Source organism: Dactylosporangium sp. CS-033363, assembly GCF_050942475.1.
Lineage (GTDB): Bacteria > Actinomycetota > Actinomycetes > Mycobacteriales > Micromonosporaceae > Dactylosporangium.
Window position 1 is genome coordinate 7,494,608 of record NZ_CP192032.1, and the last position, 16,836, is coordinate 7,511,443.

Sequence of the window (16,836 nt, forward strand, 5' to 3'; positions counted from 1 at the left end):
GCGGTGCCGAGTAAAGAGGCAGGAGCAAGCATGCAGGTCTGGCCGGGCAACCGGTACCCGTTGGGTGCGACCTATGACGGGCAGGGCACCAACTTCGCGATCTTCAGCGAGGTCGCCAGGTCGGTCGAGCTGTGCCTCTTCGACGAGCACGACAACGAGGAGCGGATCAAGCTCGTCGAGGTCGACGCGTTCGTCTGGCACGCCTACCTGCCGGGGGTCGAGCCGGGGCAGCGGTACGGGTTCCGCGTCGACGGCCCCTACGACCCGGAGCGCGGGCTGCGCTGCAACCCGAACAAGCTGCTGCTGGACCCCTACGCCAAGGCCATCGACGGCGACATCAGCTGGGACCCGGCGGTGTACGGCTACGACTTCAACGACCCGGAGCGCATGTCGGAGGCCGACTCGGCGCAGTTCATGCCCAAGGCCGTCGTCGTGAACCCGTACTTCGACTGGGGCAACGACGCCGCGCCGCGCGTGCCGTACCACCACACCGTGGTCTACGAGGCCCACGTGCGCGGGCTCACGATGCGCCACCCGGACGTGCCCGAGGAGCTGCGCGGCACCTACGCCGGCATCGGCCACCCCGCGATCATCGAGCACCTCAAGCGCCTCGGCATCACCGCGGTGGAGCTGCTGCCGGTGCACCACTTCGTGCACGACCAGCGGCTGGTGGAGCTCGGCCTGTCGAACTACTGGGGCTACAACACCATCGGCTTCTTCGCCCCGTACCACGGCTACGCCCGCCGGCACCGCGGCCAGCAGGTGCAGGAGTTCCGCGGCATGGTCAAGGCCCTGCACGCGGCCGGCATCGAGGTCATCCTCGACGTCGTCTACAACCACACGGCCGAGGGCAACCACCTCGGGCCGACGCTGAGCTTCCGGGGCATCGACAACGGGCACTACTACAAGCTCGAGGACGACGACAACCGGTACTACACGGACTACACCGGCACCGGCAACAGCTTCAACGTGCGCAACCCGCACTCGCTGCAGCTGGTGATGGACTCCCTGCGGTACTGGGTGACGGAGATGCGCGTCGACGGCTTCCGCTTCGACCTCGCCTCGACCCTGGCCCGCGAGTTCTACGACGTCGACCGGCTCTCCACGTTCTTCGAGGTCGTGCAGCAGGACCCGGTGGTCAACCAGGTGAAGCTGATCGCCGAGCCGTGGGACGTCGGCCCCGGCGGCTACCAGGTCGGCAACTTCCCGCCGCTGTGGACGGAGTGGAACGGCCGGTTCCGCGACACGGTGCGCGACTTCTGGCGCGGGGAGCCCGCCACGCTGGGCGAGTTCGCCTCCCGGATCACCGGCTCGGCCGACCTGTACCAGGACGACGGGCGCCTGCCGTTCGCCAGCATCAACTTCGTCACGTGCCACGACGGCTTCACGCTCAACGACCTCGTCTCGTACAACGACAAGCACAACGAGGACAACACCGAGGACAACCGCGACGGGGAGAGCCACAACCGCTCCTGGAACTGCGGCACGGAGGGGCCGACCGACGATCCGGCGATCAACTCGCTGCGGGCCAAGCAGCGGCGCAACTTCCTCACCACGCTGATGCTGTCGCAGGGCGTGCCGATGATCTGCGCCGGCGACGAGCTCGGGCGGAGCCAGGGCGGCAACAACAACGCGTACTGCCAGGACAACGACATCAGCTGGGTCGACTGGGACAACGTCGACGAGCAGCTGCTCGCCTTCGCCCGCGGCCTCGCGCTGTTCCGCGAGCGGCACCGGGTGTTCCGCCGCCGCCGGTTCTTCACCGGCCGGCCGGTCGCGCGGGCCGAGGGTACGCCGATCCCGGACGTCGCCTGGTTCGCCACCGACGGGCGGGCGATGACCGAGGAGGACTGGGACAACCACTTCGGCAAGGCGCTCATGCTCTTCGTCAACGGCGAGAGCATCACCGAGCGCGGCTCGCACGGCGAGCGGCACGTCGACGACTCGTTCCTGCTGTGCTTCAACGCGCACTACGAGCCGCTGGAGTTCGTCGTTCCGTCCCAGGAGTACGGCAAGGAGTGGGAACTGGTGATCGCCACCGCGACGGGCCCGGCCCGCGACGGCGTCAGCTACACCGCCGGCGGCACGATCACGGTCCCGGACCGCTCCCTGGTCGTGCTGGACCGCACGGTATGAGCATTCCCACGGGGACCTACCGGGTGCAGGTGCGCCCGGACTTCGACCTCGACACCACGGCCGGCCTCGCGGGATACCTGCACAGCCTCGGCGCCAGCCACCTGTACTCCGCGCCGATCCTGGCCGCGACGCCGGGCTCGCCGCACGGGTACGACGTGGTCGACCCCCGCGTCGTGAACCCGGAGCTCGGCGGCGCGCCCGCCCTGGACCGGCTCGTGGGAGCGCTCCGGCACGAGGGCCTCGGCCTGGTCGTCGACATCGTGCCGAACCACATGGGCCTGTTCCAGCCCGCGGCCAACCCGATGTGGTGGGACGTGCTCGAGCACGGGCGCGGCAGCGCGTTCGCGGACTGGTTCGACATCGACTGGGACGCGGGCCCGCTCGTCGTGCCCGTCCTCGGCTCCCCCTCGACGGACGACTTGAAGATCGAGAACGGCCTGCTCCGGTACTACGAGCACCGCTTCCCGATCGCGCCCGGCACCGGCGACGGCAGCCCGCAGGAGGTCCACGAGCGGCAGCACTACCGGCTCGTGTACTGGCGGGAGGGCAACGAGCGGCTCAACTACCGGCGGTTCTTCGCGGTCACGGAGCTGGCCGGGGTGCGCCAGGAGGACCCGGTGGTCTTCGACGCCACGCACGCCGAGATCCTGCGCTGGGTCCGCGAGGGGCTCGCCGACGGCATCCGGGTCGACCACCCCGACGGGCTGCGCGACCCGGGCGGCTACCTGGCCCGGCTGCGCTCGCAGGCGCCGGACGCGTGGCTGCTGGTCGAGAAGATCCTGGAGCGGGGCGAGCCGATGCCGCCCTGGCCGGTCGACGGCACCACGGGGTACGAGGCCCTGGCTGAGGTGTGCGGCCTGTTCATCGACCCCGATTTTTCGAACATTGCCGACAAGTCGTGGGCCGACGAGGCGTACGAGCAGAAGCTCGATGTCACCAAGCGCTTGTTCGGCGCCGAGCTCAACCGTCTCGCCCGCTTGGGAGGCGACAAGGCGGCACTGTCCGAATTGGCGGCAAATTTCGGCGTTTATCGGACGTATCTCCCGTACGGCGTGGAAAACCTCGAGGAAGCGAGCGCGCGGGCCGGCGCGCAGGACATCGCACGGCTCAAGGACCCGGACGACGAGCTCGCCCAGCGGTTCCAGCAGCTCACCGGCGCCGTGATGGCGAAGGGCGTCGAGGACACAGCGATGTACCGATGGAACCGGCTCGTCGCACTGAACGAGGTCGGCGGCGATCCCAGCCGCGTCGGCGTCGAACCCGGCGAGTTCCACGCGGCCCAGATCCGCCGGCTGCGGGAATGGCCGAACACCATGACCACCCTGTCGACGCACGACACGAAGCGCGGCGAGGACGTGCGGGCCCGCCTCGCCGTCCTCAGCGAGCTCCCCGCCGACTGGGCCGCCGCCGTGCGGGACTGGCGCCGCACCGCGCCCCTGGCCGACGACTCCTTCGAGGCGCTGTTCTGGCAGACGATCGTCGGAGCCTGGCCGATCGAGGAAGAGCGGCTGCGGCGGTACTTCGAAAAAGCCGCCCGCGAGGCGAACCGCTCGACCTCCTGGGACGAGCCGGACGAGGCGTTCGAGGCCGCCGTCAACGCCAACCTGGAGCGGGTCTTCCACAACGCGGACCTGCGCCGCTCGGTGCGGGAGTTCGCGGCCCGGATCACCCCCTTCGGCTGGAGCAACGCGCTCGGCCAGAAGCTCGTCCAGCTGACGATGCCGGGCGTGCCGGACGTGTACCAGGGCACCGAGCTCTGGGAGAACTCCCTCGTCGACCCCGACAACCGCCGCCCCGTCGACTTCGCCGAGCGCCTCGACCTGCTCGCCGCCCTCGACTCGGCCGCCGCGGCCGGCCGGCCGCTCCCGCCGGTCGACGTCTCCGGCGCGGCCAAGCTGCTCGTGGTCAGCCGCGCGCTGCGGCTGCGCCGGGACCGCCCCGAGCTGTTCGGCGGCTACGAGCCCGTCGTCGCCGCCGGCCCGGCGGCGAACCACGTCGTCGCGTTCGACCGCGGCGGCGCGCTGACCGTCGCCACCCGCCTCCCGGTCGGCCTGGCCGCGGCCGGCGGCTGGCGCGAGACGGAACTGCAGCTCCCGCCGGGCGACTGGACCGACGCCCTCACCGGGCGCGGCGCCGCGTCCCCGGCCCTGGGCGACATGCTCGCCTCGTACCCCGTCGCGCTGCTGGTGAAGGGCTGACCGACTGCCATGGAGTTCCGGGTCTGGGCGCCTTCCGCGCGCCGTGTCGTGCTGCACAGCGGTACCGCCGCCATCCCCATGACCGCCGACGGGCAGTGGTGGACGGCGCAGGACCCGTCGGCCGGCCACGGCACCGATTACGGCTTCGAGCTCGACGAGGAGAACAAGGTCCTGCCCGACCCGCGCTCCAGATGGCAGCCGGAGGGCGTGCACAGCCGCAGCCGCGTGTACGACCACGACCAGTACGCGTGGTCCGACACCGCCTGGACGGGACGGCAGCTGGCGGGCAGCGTCATCTACGAGCTGCACATCGGCACCTTCACCCCGTCCGGCACCTTCGACGGCGCGATCGAGCGGCTGCAGTACTTGAAGGACCTGGGCGTCGACCTGATCGAGCTGCTCCCGGTGAACACCTTCAACGGCGAGCACAACTGGGGCTACGACGGCGTGGGCTGGCACGCCGTCCAGGAGACCTACGGCGGCCCCGACGGCCTGAAGCGCTTCGTGGACGCGGCCCACCAGGCCGGCCTGGGCGTCATCATCGACGCCGTCTACAACCACTTCGGCCCGTCCGGCGCGTACACCCCGCAGTTCGGCCCGTACCTCTCGGCGGGCGCGAACACCTGGGGCCGCTCCCTCAACCTCGACGAGCCCGACAGCGGCGAGGTCCGCCGCTTCATCATCGACAGCGCCCTGCAGTGGCTGCGCGACTACCACTGCGACGGCCTGCGCCTGGACGCCGTGCACGCCCTGGTCGACCGGGGCGCCACCCACCTGCTGGAGGACCTGGCGGCGGAGGTCGACGCCCTGTCCGCCGCGGCAGGCCGCCCCCTGACCCTGATCGCCGAGTCGGACCTCAACGACCCGAAGCTGATCACGCCTCGCGAGGCCGGCGGCTACGGCCTGCACGCCCAGTGGGACGACGACGTCCACCACGCCCTGCACGCCATGCTGACCGGCGAGCGCCAGGGCTACTACGGCGACTTCGGCAGCCAGGAGTGCTTCAAAACGGTCTGGGAGTCCGCCTTCTTCCACGCCGGCACCTGGTCCACCTTCCGCCGCCGCATCCACGGCCGCGCGGTCGACCGCGCGCGCATTCCGGGGTACCGCTTCGTGGTCTGCCTGCAGAACCACGACCAGATCGGCAACCGCGCGATCGGCGACCGCCTGACCGCCACCCTGTCCCCCGGCCTGCTGCGGGTGGGCGCGACGCTGCTGCTGACGTCCCCGTTCACCCCGATGCTCTTCATGGGCGAGGAGTTCGGCGCCCGTACCCCGTGGCAGTTCTTCACCAGCCACCCGGAACCGGCCCTGGCGGCCGCGGTGGCGAAGGGCCGCCGCGCGGAGTTCGCCGCCCACGGCTGGCCGGAGGGCGACGTGCCGGACCCGCAGGACCCGGAGACCTTCTCCCGCTCCCACCTGGACTGGGCGGGCCTGGACCAGGACATGCTGGGCCTGTACCGCCGGCTGATCGCCCTGCGCAAATCCTTGCCGGACCTGTCGGACCCGCGCCTGGACCGAGTCCACGTCATCCACGACGACGGCGTCCTGCTGATCCGCCGCGGCGCTCATACCGTGGTGGCGAATTTGACCGCCGATCCGCGGACCGTTCCTTTGCGGTCGGAATGCGTGTTGTTCGCCACCGACGACGCGGTGCTGTTGCAGTCTGATCTGCTGACGCTTCCCGGGGAGTCTGCCGCGATCCTGTAGTTCCGTCCGCCGTCGCCCACGGATCCGGCCCGAACGGCCGCGGGATCCGTTCGCCCGTCGCGTCCGACTGGCGGCGATGAGGGCCCGCGAGTGGACATCATTGCGGTACGCCGGCGGAATCACCGCGAGCGGCAGCACCTCACCAGTCGAACGCGACCGCGCCGACTCGGGATGCGTCCAGTGCCGCGGACGATTTCTCCTCCTGGACCACCGAACGTCGACCACCGCGAACCCGGCTCCCGAATTACGGTCTGGACCACCGAACGGTAACCAAAGTCGTCACCGGGAGCACGCTGATACATTCCGGCCGCCCCGGCGGCCGGGGACCATCGGACGAGGGCACATATGTGGTGCCCATCGGTCCGGCTTAAGCTTTTCCACCGGACCGATGGGCAACCGCGCAGTGCCCTCGTCCGATGGTTCGGCCCGCCTGTCGGCGGCCCACAGGGTTGGCGTGGTCCCGGTGACGACTTTGGTCAAGGTTCGGTGGTCCAGACCGTTGGGGGCTGCCGGGTTCGTCGTGGTCATCATTCGGTGGTACAACTCAGGGATTTTCGCTTTATCTGGAATCGTTTGAGGTTGATGGGGACCGGTGGGACAATTGTTGGGTGGGGCAGATGTCATTGTTTGGCCGGGCCGAATTGACAGCGATGCGGGACACGACAAGACGCCGGAACTATTCCCCTACCGTCGAGGCATTTCGCACAGAACACAAGCGGCACCGCGATTGGGGCCTCGCCCGGCGGCACGCCGTGAAGCTCCGCCAACTGCGCGACGGCAAGGAAGCGTCACCCGAACAGCGGCTCGATGGTCAACTCGCCGCCGGGGCGGACCAGCACGACGAGCGTCACCCCGTCGAGCGAGAAGACAGCCCGAGCCGCGGCGGGAATCGCGAGACGCTCCCCCCGCTCCAAATCGACGGCGGCAGCAGTGTCGTAGCGCCCGTCAGCGACGAGCAGCAGAGCGCACGGCCGGTCGGAACGCCCCACGCGGTACAGGCCGGTGTCGTCACGAGCGATCACCGTCAGCCCGCCGCCCGGCCGGGAAACCGACGTGATCGCGGGCAGCGAAGGGCCCGCGAGCGGCCGCCGCCCCAGCCGCTCCCCCGTCGCCGCGGCTCACCGGTGCACGCCGGTCGGGCCGGCGGCCGCGATGACCGTCCGGCCGCCGCCACGTCGAGGACCTCGGCCGGGTCGGCGACCGGCGGTAGCTCCACGCCCGCGGTCAGGTCGAAGCGGCGCGGGCCCGCCAGCCCGGCGGCCAGCAAGAACGTGCGGCCGTCCGGCAGGGGGACCGCGGCGCGGGCCATGGCCGGCCAGGTGCCGCGCTGGGTTTTCGTGCGGGCGTCGAACAGGGGGCCGGACGGGGTGGGCAGCACGGCGATCCAGGCGGCCGTCGGGGTCACGGCGTTGAACCGCACGTCGGCGGCGGTGCTGTGCGGCCGGCTCTTGTCACGAAATGTCGGGCATCGTTCCTCAGCCCGACATTTCGGACTTATCGCCTGTCGGGTCATAAGTCCGAAAAGTCGCGGCGCGAAGCGCCCGACTTTTCGCAAAACCCCACAAAGCCGACAGTGGCGGGGTAAGCCCGGCGAGTACGGCCAGGAACCGGCTCACGTCGGCCGGATCGCGGGCGATCGCCGGGTACAGCCGCGACCCGAACCGCTCCGGCCCGAACCCGGCCGCCGCCGTCGTCAGCCGGTACATCGCCCGCCGCCGCCGATCCCGCCCGCGGTGGTAGGCGGCGAGCGTCCGGGCCGGCGGGGCGGCCCCGCCGAGACCCGCGACCAGCGCGGCGGCGAGGGCGTCGGCGTCGCGCAGGGCGTTGCCGATGCCCTGGCCGGTGATCGGGTCCATGACCAGCCCGGCGTCCCCGGCGAGGGCCCACCCCGGCCCGTACGGCACGCGGAAGGCGTTCGGCAGGTCCACCGTCGCCCGGACCGGTTCGTGCGCGGCCAGGCGGGCCCCGGCGAGCCGGTCGCCGAAGCTCGCCAGGAAGCCGCGCTCCCGCACCTCGGCGAAGCGCTCGCGGGGCACGGACAGGAAGGCGACGGCCAGTCCGTCGTTGGTCGGCCACAGCGAGGTGAGGCGGTCACGGCCCGGGTACACCTCGCCGCCCGTCAGCCCGAGCCCCTCGACGTACCCGTAGAAGGCCGCGGTCATGGCGGGCCGGGCGCGGTACTCGCGAGCGCCGGCCAGCCGGGCCACCGTGGAGTGCTTGCCGTCGGCCCCGACCACCAGGCTCGCCGCGACCGACCGGGCCCCGCCGCGCTTGAACGCCCCGTCGATGCCGGTCACCCGGCCGCCGGTCCAGCGCAGCGCGGAGACGGCGAACCCCTCCCAGACCTCGGCCCCCGCGGCCCGGGCGGCGTCGACCAGCAGCGCGTCGAACACCGTGCGGCGCGGGCTCAGCACACCGTCCGGGCCCGGGTACGCCCCGTCGAGCACCGCCGCCGGATGCGCGAACCTGGCCGTGCGAACCATGGGCGCACCGGCGGCCAGCAGCGGCTCCAGCAGTCCCCACCGCCGCAGCAACGCCACCCCGGGCGGCTGCACCTGGTGCGTGGAGAGCGTGTCGCTCGGGAACCGCGCCCGGTCCACGGCGAGCACCCGCAGCCCGGCCCGCGCCAGCAGCAGGGCCGTGGCCGCCCCGGCCGGACGGCTGCCGACCACGATGACGTCGTACCGCAGTGTTTTGATACACCGTAACGTAACAGCGTCACGATATGCTGGCAAGCATGGGACGCCCACGCGAACACGGCGCCGACACGCGCGCGGCCCTCCTGGCCGCCGCCGGCGAACTCGTGCACGCCGAGGGCCCGGCCGCGGTCTCGGTCCGCCGCGTCGCCGACGCGGTCGGCACCACCACCCGCGCCGTGTACAGCCTCTTCGGCGACAAGGAGGGCCTGCTGCGCGCCCTGTCCCTGGACGTGGCGGAGACCATGCGCCGCCACCACGAGGCCGTGCCGCAGCTGCCCGACCCGCTGGACGAACTGCCCCTGCTGATCGCCGGCTTCCGATCCGCCGCCCGCGAGAAGCGCCAGCTCTACGACCTGTTCATGGCCCAGGTCCGAGCCGACGCGGACGTCGACGACCCCGTGTTCCGCCTGGTGTACGCGAGCTTCGACCGCGTCCTGTCCACCATCCGCCGCTGCCTGGCCCTGGACCTGTTCCCCGGCCGCGACGAGTTCACCGTCGGCCGCCACCTCCTGGCCCTGGTCCACGGCCTGGCGTCGCTGGAACTGCGCGGCGTCCTGGGCGACGACGAGACGGCCCGGCTGCTCTGGACCCAGGCCACCACGACAACGCTCGACGCCCTGCGGCGCCCCTTTGTAACCAAATTTCTTCTCCTGGACCACCGAATGACGACCACCGCGGACCCGGCAGCCCCCGAAACGGTCCAGACCACCGAACGGTGACCAGAGTCGTTACCGGGACCACGCTCATACATTCCGGTCGCCCCGGCGGCCGGGGACCATCGGACGAGGGCACATATGTGGTGCCCATCGGTCCGGCTTCACGCTTTTCCACCGGACCGATGGGCAACCGCGCAGTGCCCTCGGCCGATGGTTCGGCCTGCCTGTCGGCGGCCCACAGGGTTAAGTGGGCCCGGCCCGACGCTGGAACTATTCTCCTACCGTCGAGGCATTTCGCACAGAACACAAGCGGCACCGCGATTGGGGCCTCGCCCGGCGGCACGCCGAGAAGCTCCGCCAACTGCGCGAGGCCAAGGAAGCGTCAAACAAAGCGTCAAACGAAGCGTCACCCGAACAGCGGCTCGAGGGTCAGCTCGCCGCCGGGGTGGACCAGCACCACCAGGATCTCCCCGTCGAGCGAGAAGACGGCCCGGGCGAGCCCGGGAACGGCGATGCGCTCCCCCCGCTCCAGGTCGACGGCGACCGCCGTGTCGTAGCGCCCCTCGGCGACGAGCAGCAAGGCGCACGGCCGGTCGAGCCGCCCCACGAAACATCCGGCGAGACGAGCGGGCGACGGCACCGGAATCGGCGCGCCGGAGAGCTCGCCGGTGTGCGGGTCCCACCGGTGCACGGCACCGTCCCAGTCGCACCCGACCAGCATCTCGCGGCCCGTCGGCGCCAGGGCCAGGCCGCCCAGCGACGACGCCACGGTCTGCTGCGGCGGCAGCACCGGATCCCCGGTCGCCGAGTCCCAGCGGTACAGCCCGGTGTCGTCGCAGGCGATCACCGTCATCCCGCCGCCCGGCCGCGAGACGGACGTGATCGCGCGCAGGGAAGGGCCGACGAGCGGCCGCCGCCCCAGTCGCTCCCCCGTCGCCGCGTCCCATCGGTGCACGCCGGTCGGACCGGCCCCGGCGATCACCGTCCCCGCCACCGCCACGTCCAGCACCTCCGCCGGGTCGAGCACCGGCGGTAGCTCCGCACCCGCGTCCAGGTCGAAGCGGCGCGGACCAGCGACGCCGGAAGCCAGCAGCAATGTGCGACCCCCGGGCAGAGACACCGCCGCGCGGACCATCGCCGGCCAGGAGCCGCGCTGGGTCTTCGTGCGGGCGTCGAACAGGGGGCCGGACGGGGCCAGCAGGGGGCCGTCCGGGGTGGGGACGACGGCGATCCAGGCGGCCATCGGGGTCGCGGCGTTGAACCGCACGGCGGTGCTCCTTGACGGCGGGCGGGCCCGCCTGCTTAAGTAACCGAGAGGTTAGATAACCACTTGGTTAGGTACGGATGTGAGTACTGATCGGCTGAGTATGACCTTTGCGGCGCTGGCTGACCCGACCCGGCGGGCCATTCTCGCGAGGCTGAGTGCCGGGGAGGCGAGCGTCAAAGAACTGTCCGCGCCGTTTGCGATGAGTGGGCCGGCCGTGTCGAAGCATCTGCGGGTGCTCGAACAGGCCGGGCTCATCTCGCGGGGGCGGGACGCGCAGTGGCGGCCGTGCCGGCTCGAGGCGGGGCCGCTCAAGGAGGTGGCGGCGTTCGCCGAGGAGTACCGGCGGTTCTGGGACGCCAGTTACGCACGCCTGGACGCATACCTGCAACTGGTACAGGACGGGATGACGGATGAACAGTGAGCTTGGCGTGACCGATTTCGAGCTCGACGGCGAGGCCGGGGTGCGCATCACGCGCGTCGTGGCGGCGCCCGCGGAGCTGGTGTTCGAGGTGCACACGAGTGCGCGGCACCTGCGGCACTGGATGCTCGGGCCGCCCGGGTGGACGATGGACGTCTGCGAGGTCGACCTGCGGCCGGGCGGGCCGTTCCGCTACGTCTGGCACTCCGAGACCGGCGACGAGCTGACCATCGCCGGGACGTACGAGGAGGTCGAGCGGCCCACGCGGATCGTGTCGACCGAGGCGTGGGCCGGGGACTGGCCCGCGACCCGCAACACGCTGACGTTCACGGACCTGGGCGGGCGGACGCGGATCACCACGCACATCGCGTACGTGTCGGCCGAGGCGCGGGACAACGCGGTGCGCAGCGGGATGCGGGAGGGGCTCGACGCCGGGTACGCGAACCTCGACGCGTACCTCGCCGGGCAGTTCACCATGCGGCTCGAGCTGGTGCCGGTCCCGGTCGCCGACGTGGCCGCGGCGAAGGAGTTCTACGCCGAGAAGCTCGGGTTCGCCGTCGACCACGACATCGAGACGCCGGACGGGTCGCGGATCGTGCAGCTGACCCCGCCCGGGTCGGCGTGCTCGATCCTGCTCTCCCGCGGCCTGCCCGGGCTGGACCAGGCGCCGGGCGTCGTGCGCGGGCTGCACCTCGTCGTCGACGACGTCCGCAAGGTCCGCGAGGTGCTGCTCAAACGGGGGGTCGAGGCCGGCGAGGTGATGGACATGGGCGGGATTCTCTACGTGCCGCTCGCCGACCCCGACGGGAACTCGTGGATGCTGCAGGAGATCCCGCCGTCCATGCCGACCTCGAGCGAGCCCCAGGACGTGCCGGCGACGTAGGGGTACCGGCCGGGGCGCGCACCAGCCGTGCGCGTCCCGGCCGTCGCGTCGAAGCGGACCCCGGTCCACGCGGTCAGCAGCGACCAGCCGGCCATCGCGCGCACGTAGTGGTCGCCGCACTCGATCTCGTTGAACGGGTTGCGCCGGGTGCCGTCGTAGCGGTCCCGCACGCCCCGCACGATCGCCAGGCCCTCCTCGTCGAGGCCCTCGTAGAAGCAGTGCGCGGCCACCTGGTACTCCACGCCGGTCCACACCTCGTCGCAGTAGCGCAGCGGGACGGCGGGGCGCCCGCCGTGCGGCCAGGAGCAGACCACGAGGCCGGTCTCGTCGCCGTCGGCGAAGGCCCGATAGCCGTGCGGTTCGAAGTGCGTCCGGAGGTTGTACCGCACGATCGCCCGCAAAGCCGACCGCACCCGCTCGACGGGCAGCAGGTGGCCGAGCCCGAGCTCGTGCGCCCACCACTGCCCGAGCAGCTGGTCGGAGAGGCAGCCCGCGCCGAAGTCGTACGCCTCCCCCGTGCTCGGCTGCGCGTAGAACTCGCCGTTCCACAGCAGCTCGTCGTACGCCTTCGCGGCCCGCTCGAACGTGGCGCCCCAGTCGCCCTCGACGCCCAGCAGCGCCGCCATCTCCTGCATCGCGCGGAGCACGGCGAGCCACAGCGCACCGACGAACATGTTGGGACCGTGCAGCGCGATGTCATACGTGACCGGCTGCTCGCCGCGGAGGACGCCGTCGCCAGTGAAATCCCATTTGTCCGAGATATGCGACATAAGGGCCACAAGCGGCTGCCACTGTACCCCCAGCCAGTCGAGCCCGGCACCGTCCAGCACGCTGCGGTAGGTCTTCAGGACCGCGCCGAGCATGCCGTCCAAGGCCGGAGCAGCAGGCCCGCCGATCGCGACTCCGTGCAGCTGCGGGAGGTACAACGGCAGCACAACCCGGTGCGGGATCGAGCCGTCGGGCGCCTGGACGAGGAACTCGGTCTCGCGCATGTCCCGCCCGACCGACGGGAAGAGCCGGGCCAGGGCCTGCTCGTAGTTGAGCACGTGGTTGCAGTTGAGCGGGCAGGAGCCGCCCGCGTCGCCGTTCCAGTTGCGGGTCGAGGCGCCCAGCGCCCCCTCGAACGCGAACGTGCGCCCGTCCGCGGTGCGGAAGACGCTCGGCGAGCGCACCAGGGTCGGCTGCGCCGCGATCGTCGCCCGCAGCGGCTCCGGCAGGTCGCTGCCCGCCACGGCGTCGGCCCACGCGCGGGAGGCGGCGTCGAGCCGGTCCCGGTCGGCCAGGTACGCGTCGAGCACGTCGAGCGCGCCGCCGAACCGGGTCGCGTAGTGGTTGCCGACCCAGAAGCGCGACTGGCCGTACACCTGCTGGGGTCCGAAGCGGTCGAAGTCGGCGTAGCGGTTCGGGAACCACCACGCGTGCACCACGTCGATGGTCGTCGACTCCCCCGGGGCGAGCGCGAACGCGGCGGCCAGGCCGGCGTCCCAGGTGTGCCCGGCCGGGCTCGGGCCGCTCGGCGCGCGCATCGGGGACGCGCCGGGGCCGAGCGCCGCCCGCAGCGAGGCGTCCGACCAGTCGCCGAGCTGGGTCGGCGCCACCAGTCGCAGCGTCTCCACGAACCGCAGCAGCGCCTCGGTGTCATGGGCACGGGGCAGCACCGCGGCCGGCGCGTCGGTCCACAGCAGCAGCTCCCCGGCGGCCGGGTCGTCCTCGGCCAGCGCCGGATGGTCCATGAGCACGCCGGTCTGCCCCGGCCGGCGCAGCACCCGGTTGACGTTGCCGCCGTACCCGGCGCCGCGGGTCCCGGCGATCGGCGTGACGCCGTCCCAGCCGGCCGCGTTCTGCAGCGCGCCGAGCAGGAAGCCGTGCCGGAACTCGGCGCTGTCGTTGCGGACCGTGAACCGGTAGCGCACCAGCGGCAGCCCGCTCGCCTCGGCGTCGAGCGGCACGAACGGCGTGTGCGCCTCCAGAGCCACCGCGACCGGCAGCGCGGGGTCGCGATAGGTCACGGTCGCGAACGGGTACGCCGCCTCGAACGTCGTGTCCGCGACGAACGGCCAGCGCCAGCGCCGGTCGGCGTCGGGCACGTCGGCGTCGGAGACGTTCGGGGCCGGGTCCGGGTGCGGGGCGATCGGCGCGGCCCGCAGCAGGCGCACCACGTCGTCCGGCGGCTCCAGGGACGACACGCGCAGCGCGAAGAAGGAGTCGGGCAGCAGGCCGGCGTGGTTGGGCGGGCCGTTGAGCTGCCACTGCCGCAGCGCACCGTCGCCGCACAGCGCCACGTGCCCGGTGCCGAGCCCGCCGAGCGGGAACGCCACCGCGCGCCGCGCGTCTCCGGTGAACACACGAGCCTCCAGGGGTTTGAAATCGATTTCACGGAAAGTAGATCCTTGCCCCGCGGCTGTCAAGACGTCTTAAAGTCAAGCGCTATGGCCACGATCTACGAGGTAGCGGCGCTCGCCGGCGTCTCACCCGCGACCGTCTCGCGGGTCTTCAACGGCAACACGGTCTCGCCCGAGAAGCAGCGGGCCGTGCGCGACGCCGCCGCCAAGCTGGCCTTCACGCCCAACAAGACCGCCCGCCGGCTGCGCAAGCAGAGCTCCGAGGTGGTCGCCCTGCTCATCCCCGACATCGAGAACCCGTTCTTCACCGCCCTGGCCCGCGGGGTGGAGGACCGGGCCCAGGAGTCGGGCTTCTCCGTGGTGCTGTGCAACACCGACGACGACCCCGGCAAGGAGCTGCGCTACCTGGAGATCGCCGCGTCCGAGCAGATGGCCGGCGTCATCCTGGCGCCCGCCTCCGACGAGGCCGACCTGGGTTCGATCGCCTCGCTCGGCCGGCCCGTCGTGGCCGTGGACCGCACCACGCCCTACCCGGTCGACGCGGTCAAGGTCGACAACCGGGCGGCCGGCATCGCGGCCACGACGGCGCTGTTCGACGCCGGGTACCGCCGCATCGCCTGCATCGCCGGCCCGGTCGGGATCGAGGCGACCGAGGACCGGTTCCTGGGCTGGCGGCAGGTGATGACCGCCCGCCGGGCCGCGGTGCCCGAGCCGTTCCTGCAGCACGCCAACTTCCGCGCCGACGGCGGGCACGCGGCCATGCGGCGGCTGCTGGACCTGCCCGAACCCCCCGACGCGGTGCTGACTACGAACAACCTCATGGGCGTGGGCGCGCTGCAGGCGATCGTCGAGAACGGCGTCGACCCGGCCAGGTTCGGCCTGGCCGTCGTCGGCGAGCTGCCGTTCATGTTCCTGACCCCGCCGGCCGTGGTGCAGGTCCGGCTCCCGGCCCGCCACCTGGGCACGACCGCGGCCACGATGCTCCTCGAGCGCATCGGCGGGGACGCCCAGCCGCCCCGCACCATCGTCCTGCGCGCCGAGCTGGCGCCCTGAGCTGCAATCGATACCACACGGCAAATTTCCTGATCAGGGCTTACATGACCGGCGTGCGGAGGGGTTCTTGACGAAATCGATTTCTTGGACTTCACTGTGCCCACCGCACCGCCTCCCAACCTCACCTCAATCCGAGAGGGACGCAGGCTCATGAACACCCCGTTACGCAAGCTCGCGCTGCTCTGCGCGACCGCCGCGCTCGCGGTATCACCCTTGGCGGGCTGCTCGAACGACGACTCCGGCGCATCGTCCGGCGACGGCAAGTCGCTGGACATCGTCTACTGGAACTACGGGCCGGCCGCCGAGTCCGGCAACAAGGCCACGGCCGACGCCTTCATGGCCGCCCACGCCGGCACCAAGGTGACGCTCACCCCCGTCACCGGCGAGAACTGGGGCACCTACTACGCCAACGTCGCCACGCTCATCGCCTCCGGCAAGCGGCCCGACGTCATGGTCATCTCCGGCGAGGGCGCCCAGTTCGTGCACGCCAACAACCTGGTGCTGCCGATCAACAAGTACCTGGACAAGGACGCCGAGGCGAAGACCCTCACGGGCGACATCGCCAAGGGCCTCATCGACGGCTTCACGGTCAAGGGCGACGTCGTCACGCTGACCTACGGCTGGAACGACATGGTCGTCTACTACAACACCGACGTGTTCAAGGCGGCCGGCGTGGAGCCGCCGAAGGCCGACTGGACCTGGTCGGACTTCGAGGCCACGGCCAAGAAGCTCACCGCCGACACCAACGGCGACGGCAAGCCCGACCGCTACGGCTTCACCTGGGCCAGCAACGAGATCTTCCCCGGCATCATGCCCTGGGTGGCCAACGCCGGCGGCAACCTCACCAGCGACGACGTGTGCAAGGCGACGGCCGACACCCCGCAGGTCAACAAGGCCGTGTCGTTCCTGGAGAACCTCATCAAGGAGAACGTCGCCCCGGCCCCGATGCCGATGAGCGACGTGTTCACCCGCTTCCAGAACGGCCAGGTCGCCATGTTCGGCGCCGGGCGCTGGCCCATCGCCACGTTCCTGCCGGCCGGCTTCAAGGCCTTCGACATCCAGCTGTACCCGAAGGGCGACACCTACAAGACGGTCTTCGGCGGCGCCGGGTACCCGATCCTCAAGTCGTCCAAGAACCCGGACCTCGCCTGGGAGTACCAGAAGTTCACGGTCAGCGAGGACATCGAGAAGCAGTACGTGGGCACGCCCGACAAGCCCGGCGACTCGATCCCCTCGCGGCGCTCGCTCGCCCAGACCATCTCCAAGGTCGGCGTCCCGCCCAAGAACTCCGACCTCTACTACGACAGCATCGACAAGTACCCGACGCTCGTGCCGTACCCGGCGCCGGCGAAGTACAGCGCGTTCGAGTCGACCACCCTGCGCCACCTGCAGCTCATCTTCGCCGGCGAGGTCAGCGTGGCCGACGGCCTCAAGAACATGCAGGGCGAGCTGAGCAGCATCGTGACCTGCTGAG

The 16,836-nt window shown here is 71.4% G+C and carries 13 protein-coding genes; 8 read left to right on the forward strand and 5 right to left on the reverse strand.

From position 1 onward, the window contains the following. The first annotated feature begins 30 nt into the window (after positions 1-30). The 3 genes from glgX to treZ are packed head-to-tail and all read left to right on the forward strand — an operon-like array spanning position 31 to position 6,044. Positions 31-2,136 (forward strand): glycogen debranching protein GlgX, encoded by a 2,106-nt coding sequence (gene glgX / locus ACQPZ4_RS34705; RefSeq protein ID WP_433045220.1) that lies wholly within the window; start codon positions 31-33, stop codon positions 2,134-2,136. Beyond that, positions 2,133-4,334 carry a malto-oligosyltrehalose synthase gene (treY, locus tag ACQPZ4_RS34710; RefSeq protein WP_433045223.1) on the forward strand — a complete coding sequence of 734 codons (2,202 nt, stop codon included), beginning with the start codon at positions 2,133-2,135 and terminating at the stop codon, positions 4,332-4,334. Before glgX ends, treY begins: the two co-directional genes overlap by 4 nt. Positions 4,335-4,343: 9 nt before the next feature. Next, positions 4,344-6,044, forward strand: coding sequence for a malto-oligosyltrehalose trehalohydrolase (treZ, locus tag ACQPZ4_RS34715; RefSeq protein ID WP_433045226.1), 1,701 nt, complete (start codon positions 4,344-4,346; stop codon positions 6,042-6,044). A 788-nt stretch (positions 6,045-6,832) separates the two neighbouring features. On the opposite strand, the gene ACQPZ4_RS34720 is transcribed toward treZ, so the two are convergent. From ACQPZ4_RS34720 to ACQPZ4_RS34730, 3 genes are read right to left on the reverse strand one after another with little or no spacing between them, the layout of a single operon-like run. Then, complete coding sequence (locus ACQPZ4_RS34720) at positions 6,833-7,066, reverse strand: hypothetical protein (protein ID WP_433045229.1); 234 nt, start codon at positions 7,064-7,066, stop codon at positions 6,833-6,835. Between the two features lie 2 nt (positions 7,067-7,068). Beyond that, entirely contained in the window at positions 7,069-7,464 is a 396-nt protein-coding gene (locus ACQPZ4_RS34725; protein WP_433045232.1) for a hypothetical protein, read from the reverse strand. Between the two features lie 55 nt (positions 7,465-7,519). Continuing rightward, positions 7,520-8,716, reverse strand: coding sequence for an NAD(P)/FAD-dependent oxidoreductase (locus ACQPZ4_RS34730; RefSeq protein ID WP_433045234.1), 1,197 nt, complete (start codon positions 8,714-8,716; stop codon positions 7,520-7,522). A gap of 65 nt (positions 8,717-8,781) precedes the next feature. Between ACQPZ4_RS34730 and ACQPZ4_RS34735 the strand changes: the two genes are divergently transcribed. After that, positions 8,782-9,462 (forward strand): TetR/AcrR family transcriptional regulator, encoded by a 681-nt coding sequence (locus ACQPZ4_RS34735; protein WP_433045237.1) that lies wholly within the window; start codon positions 8,782-8,784, stop codon positions 9,460-9,462. Positions 9,463-9,805: 343 nt separating this feature from the next. Here the strand turns inward: ACQPZ4_RS34735 and ACQPZ4_RS34740 are convergent, their stop codons facing one another. Then, positions 9,806-10,666 (reverse strand): WD40 repeat domain-containing protein, encoded by an 861-nt coding sequence (locus ACQPZ4_RS34740; protein WP_433045240.1) that lies wholly within the window; start codon positions 10,664-10,666, stop codon positions 9,806-9,808. A 100-nt stretch (positions 10,667-10,766) separates the two neighbouring features. Between ACQPZ4_RS34740 and ACQPZ4_RS34745 the strand changes: the two genes are divergently transcribed. Beyond that, on the forward strand, positions 10,767-11,087 hold the full coding sequence (locus tag ACQPZ4_RS34745) for an ArsR/SmtB family transcription factor (protein WP_433045243.1): 321 nt from the start codon (positions 10,767-10,769) through the stop codon (positions 11,085-11,087). A 7-nt stretch (positions 11,088-11,094) separates the two neighbouring features. Continuing rightward, the gene (locus tag ACQPZ4_RS34750) at positions 11,095-11,967 is read left to right on the forward strand and encodes an SRPBCC domain-containing protein (protein ID WP_433045246.1); all 873 of its coding nucleotides are present in this window, start codon (positions 11,095-11,097) and stop codon (positions 11,965-11,967) included. On the opposite strand, the gene ACQPZ4_RS34755 is transcribed toward ACQPZ4_RS34750, so the two are convergent. Next, a complete protein-coding gene (locus ACQPZ4_RS34755; RefSeq protein ID WP_433045249.1) occupies positions 11,865-14,312 on the reverse strand; it encodes a GH116 family glycosyl hydrolase in 2,448 nt (815 codons plus the stop codon). The genes ACQPZ4_RS34750 and ACQPZ4_RS34755 overlap by 103 nt on opposite strands. Positions 14,313-14,396: 84 nt before the next feature. Here ACQPZ4_RS34755 and ACQPZ4_RS34760 point away from each other — a divergent pair, with 84 nt between their 5' ends. Together ACQPZ4_RS34760 and ACQPZ4_RS34765 are read left to right on the forward strand one after the other, a co-directional pair. Next, positions 14,397-15,362, forward strand: coding sequence for a LacI family DNA-binding transcriptional regulator (locus ACQPZ4_RS34760; RefSeq protein ID WP_433045252.1), 966 nt, complete (start codon positions 14,397-14,399; stop codon positions 15,360-15,362). Between the two features lie 150 nt (positions 15,363-15,512). Continuing rightward, the gene (locus ACQPZ4_RS34765; RefSeq protein WP_433045255.1) at positions 15,513-16,835 is read left to right on the forward strand and encodes an ABC transporter substrate-binding protein; all 1,323 of its coding nucleotides are present in this window, start codon (positions 15,513-15,515) and stop codon (positions 16,833-16,835) included. Position 16,836: the final 1 nt, after the last annotated feature.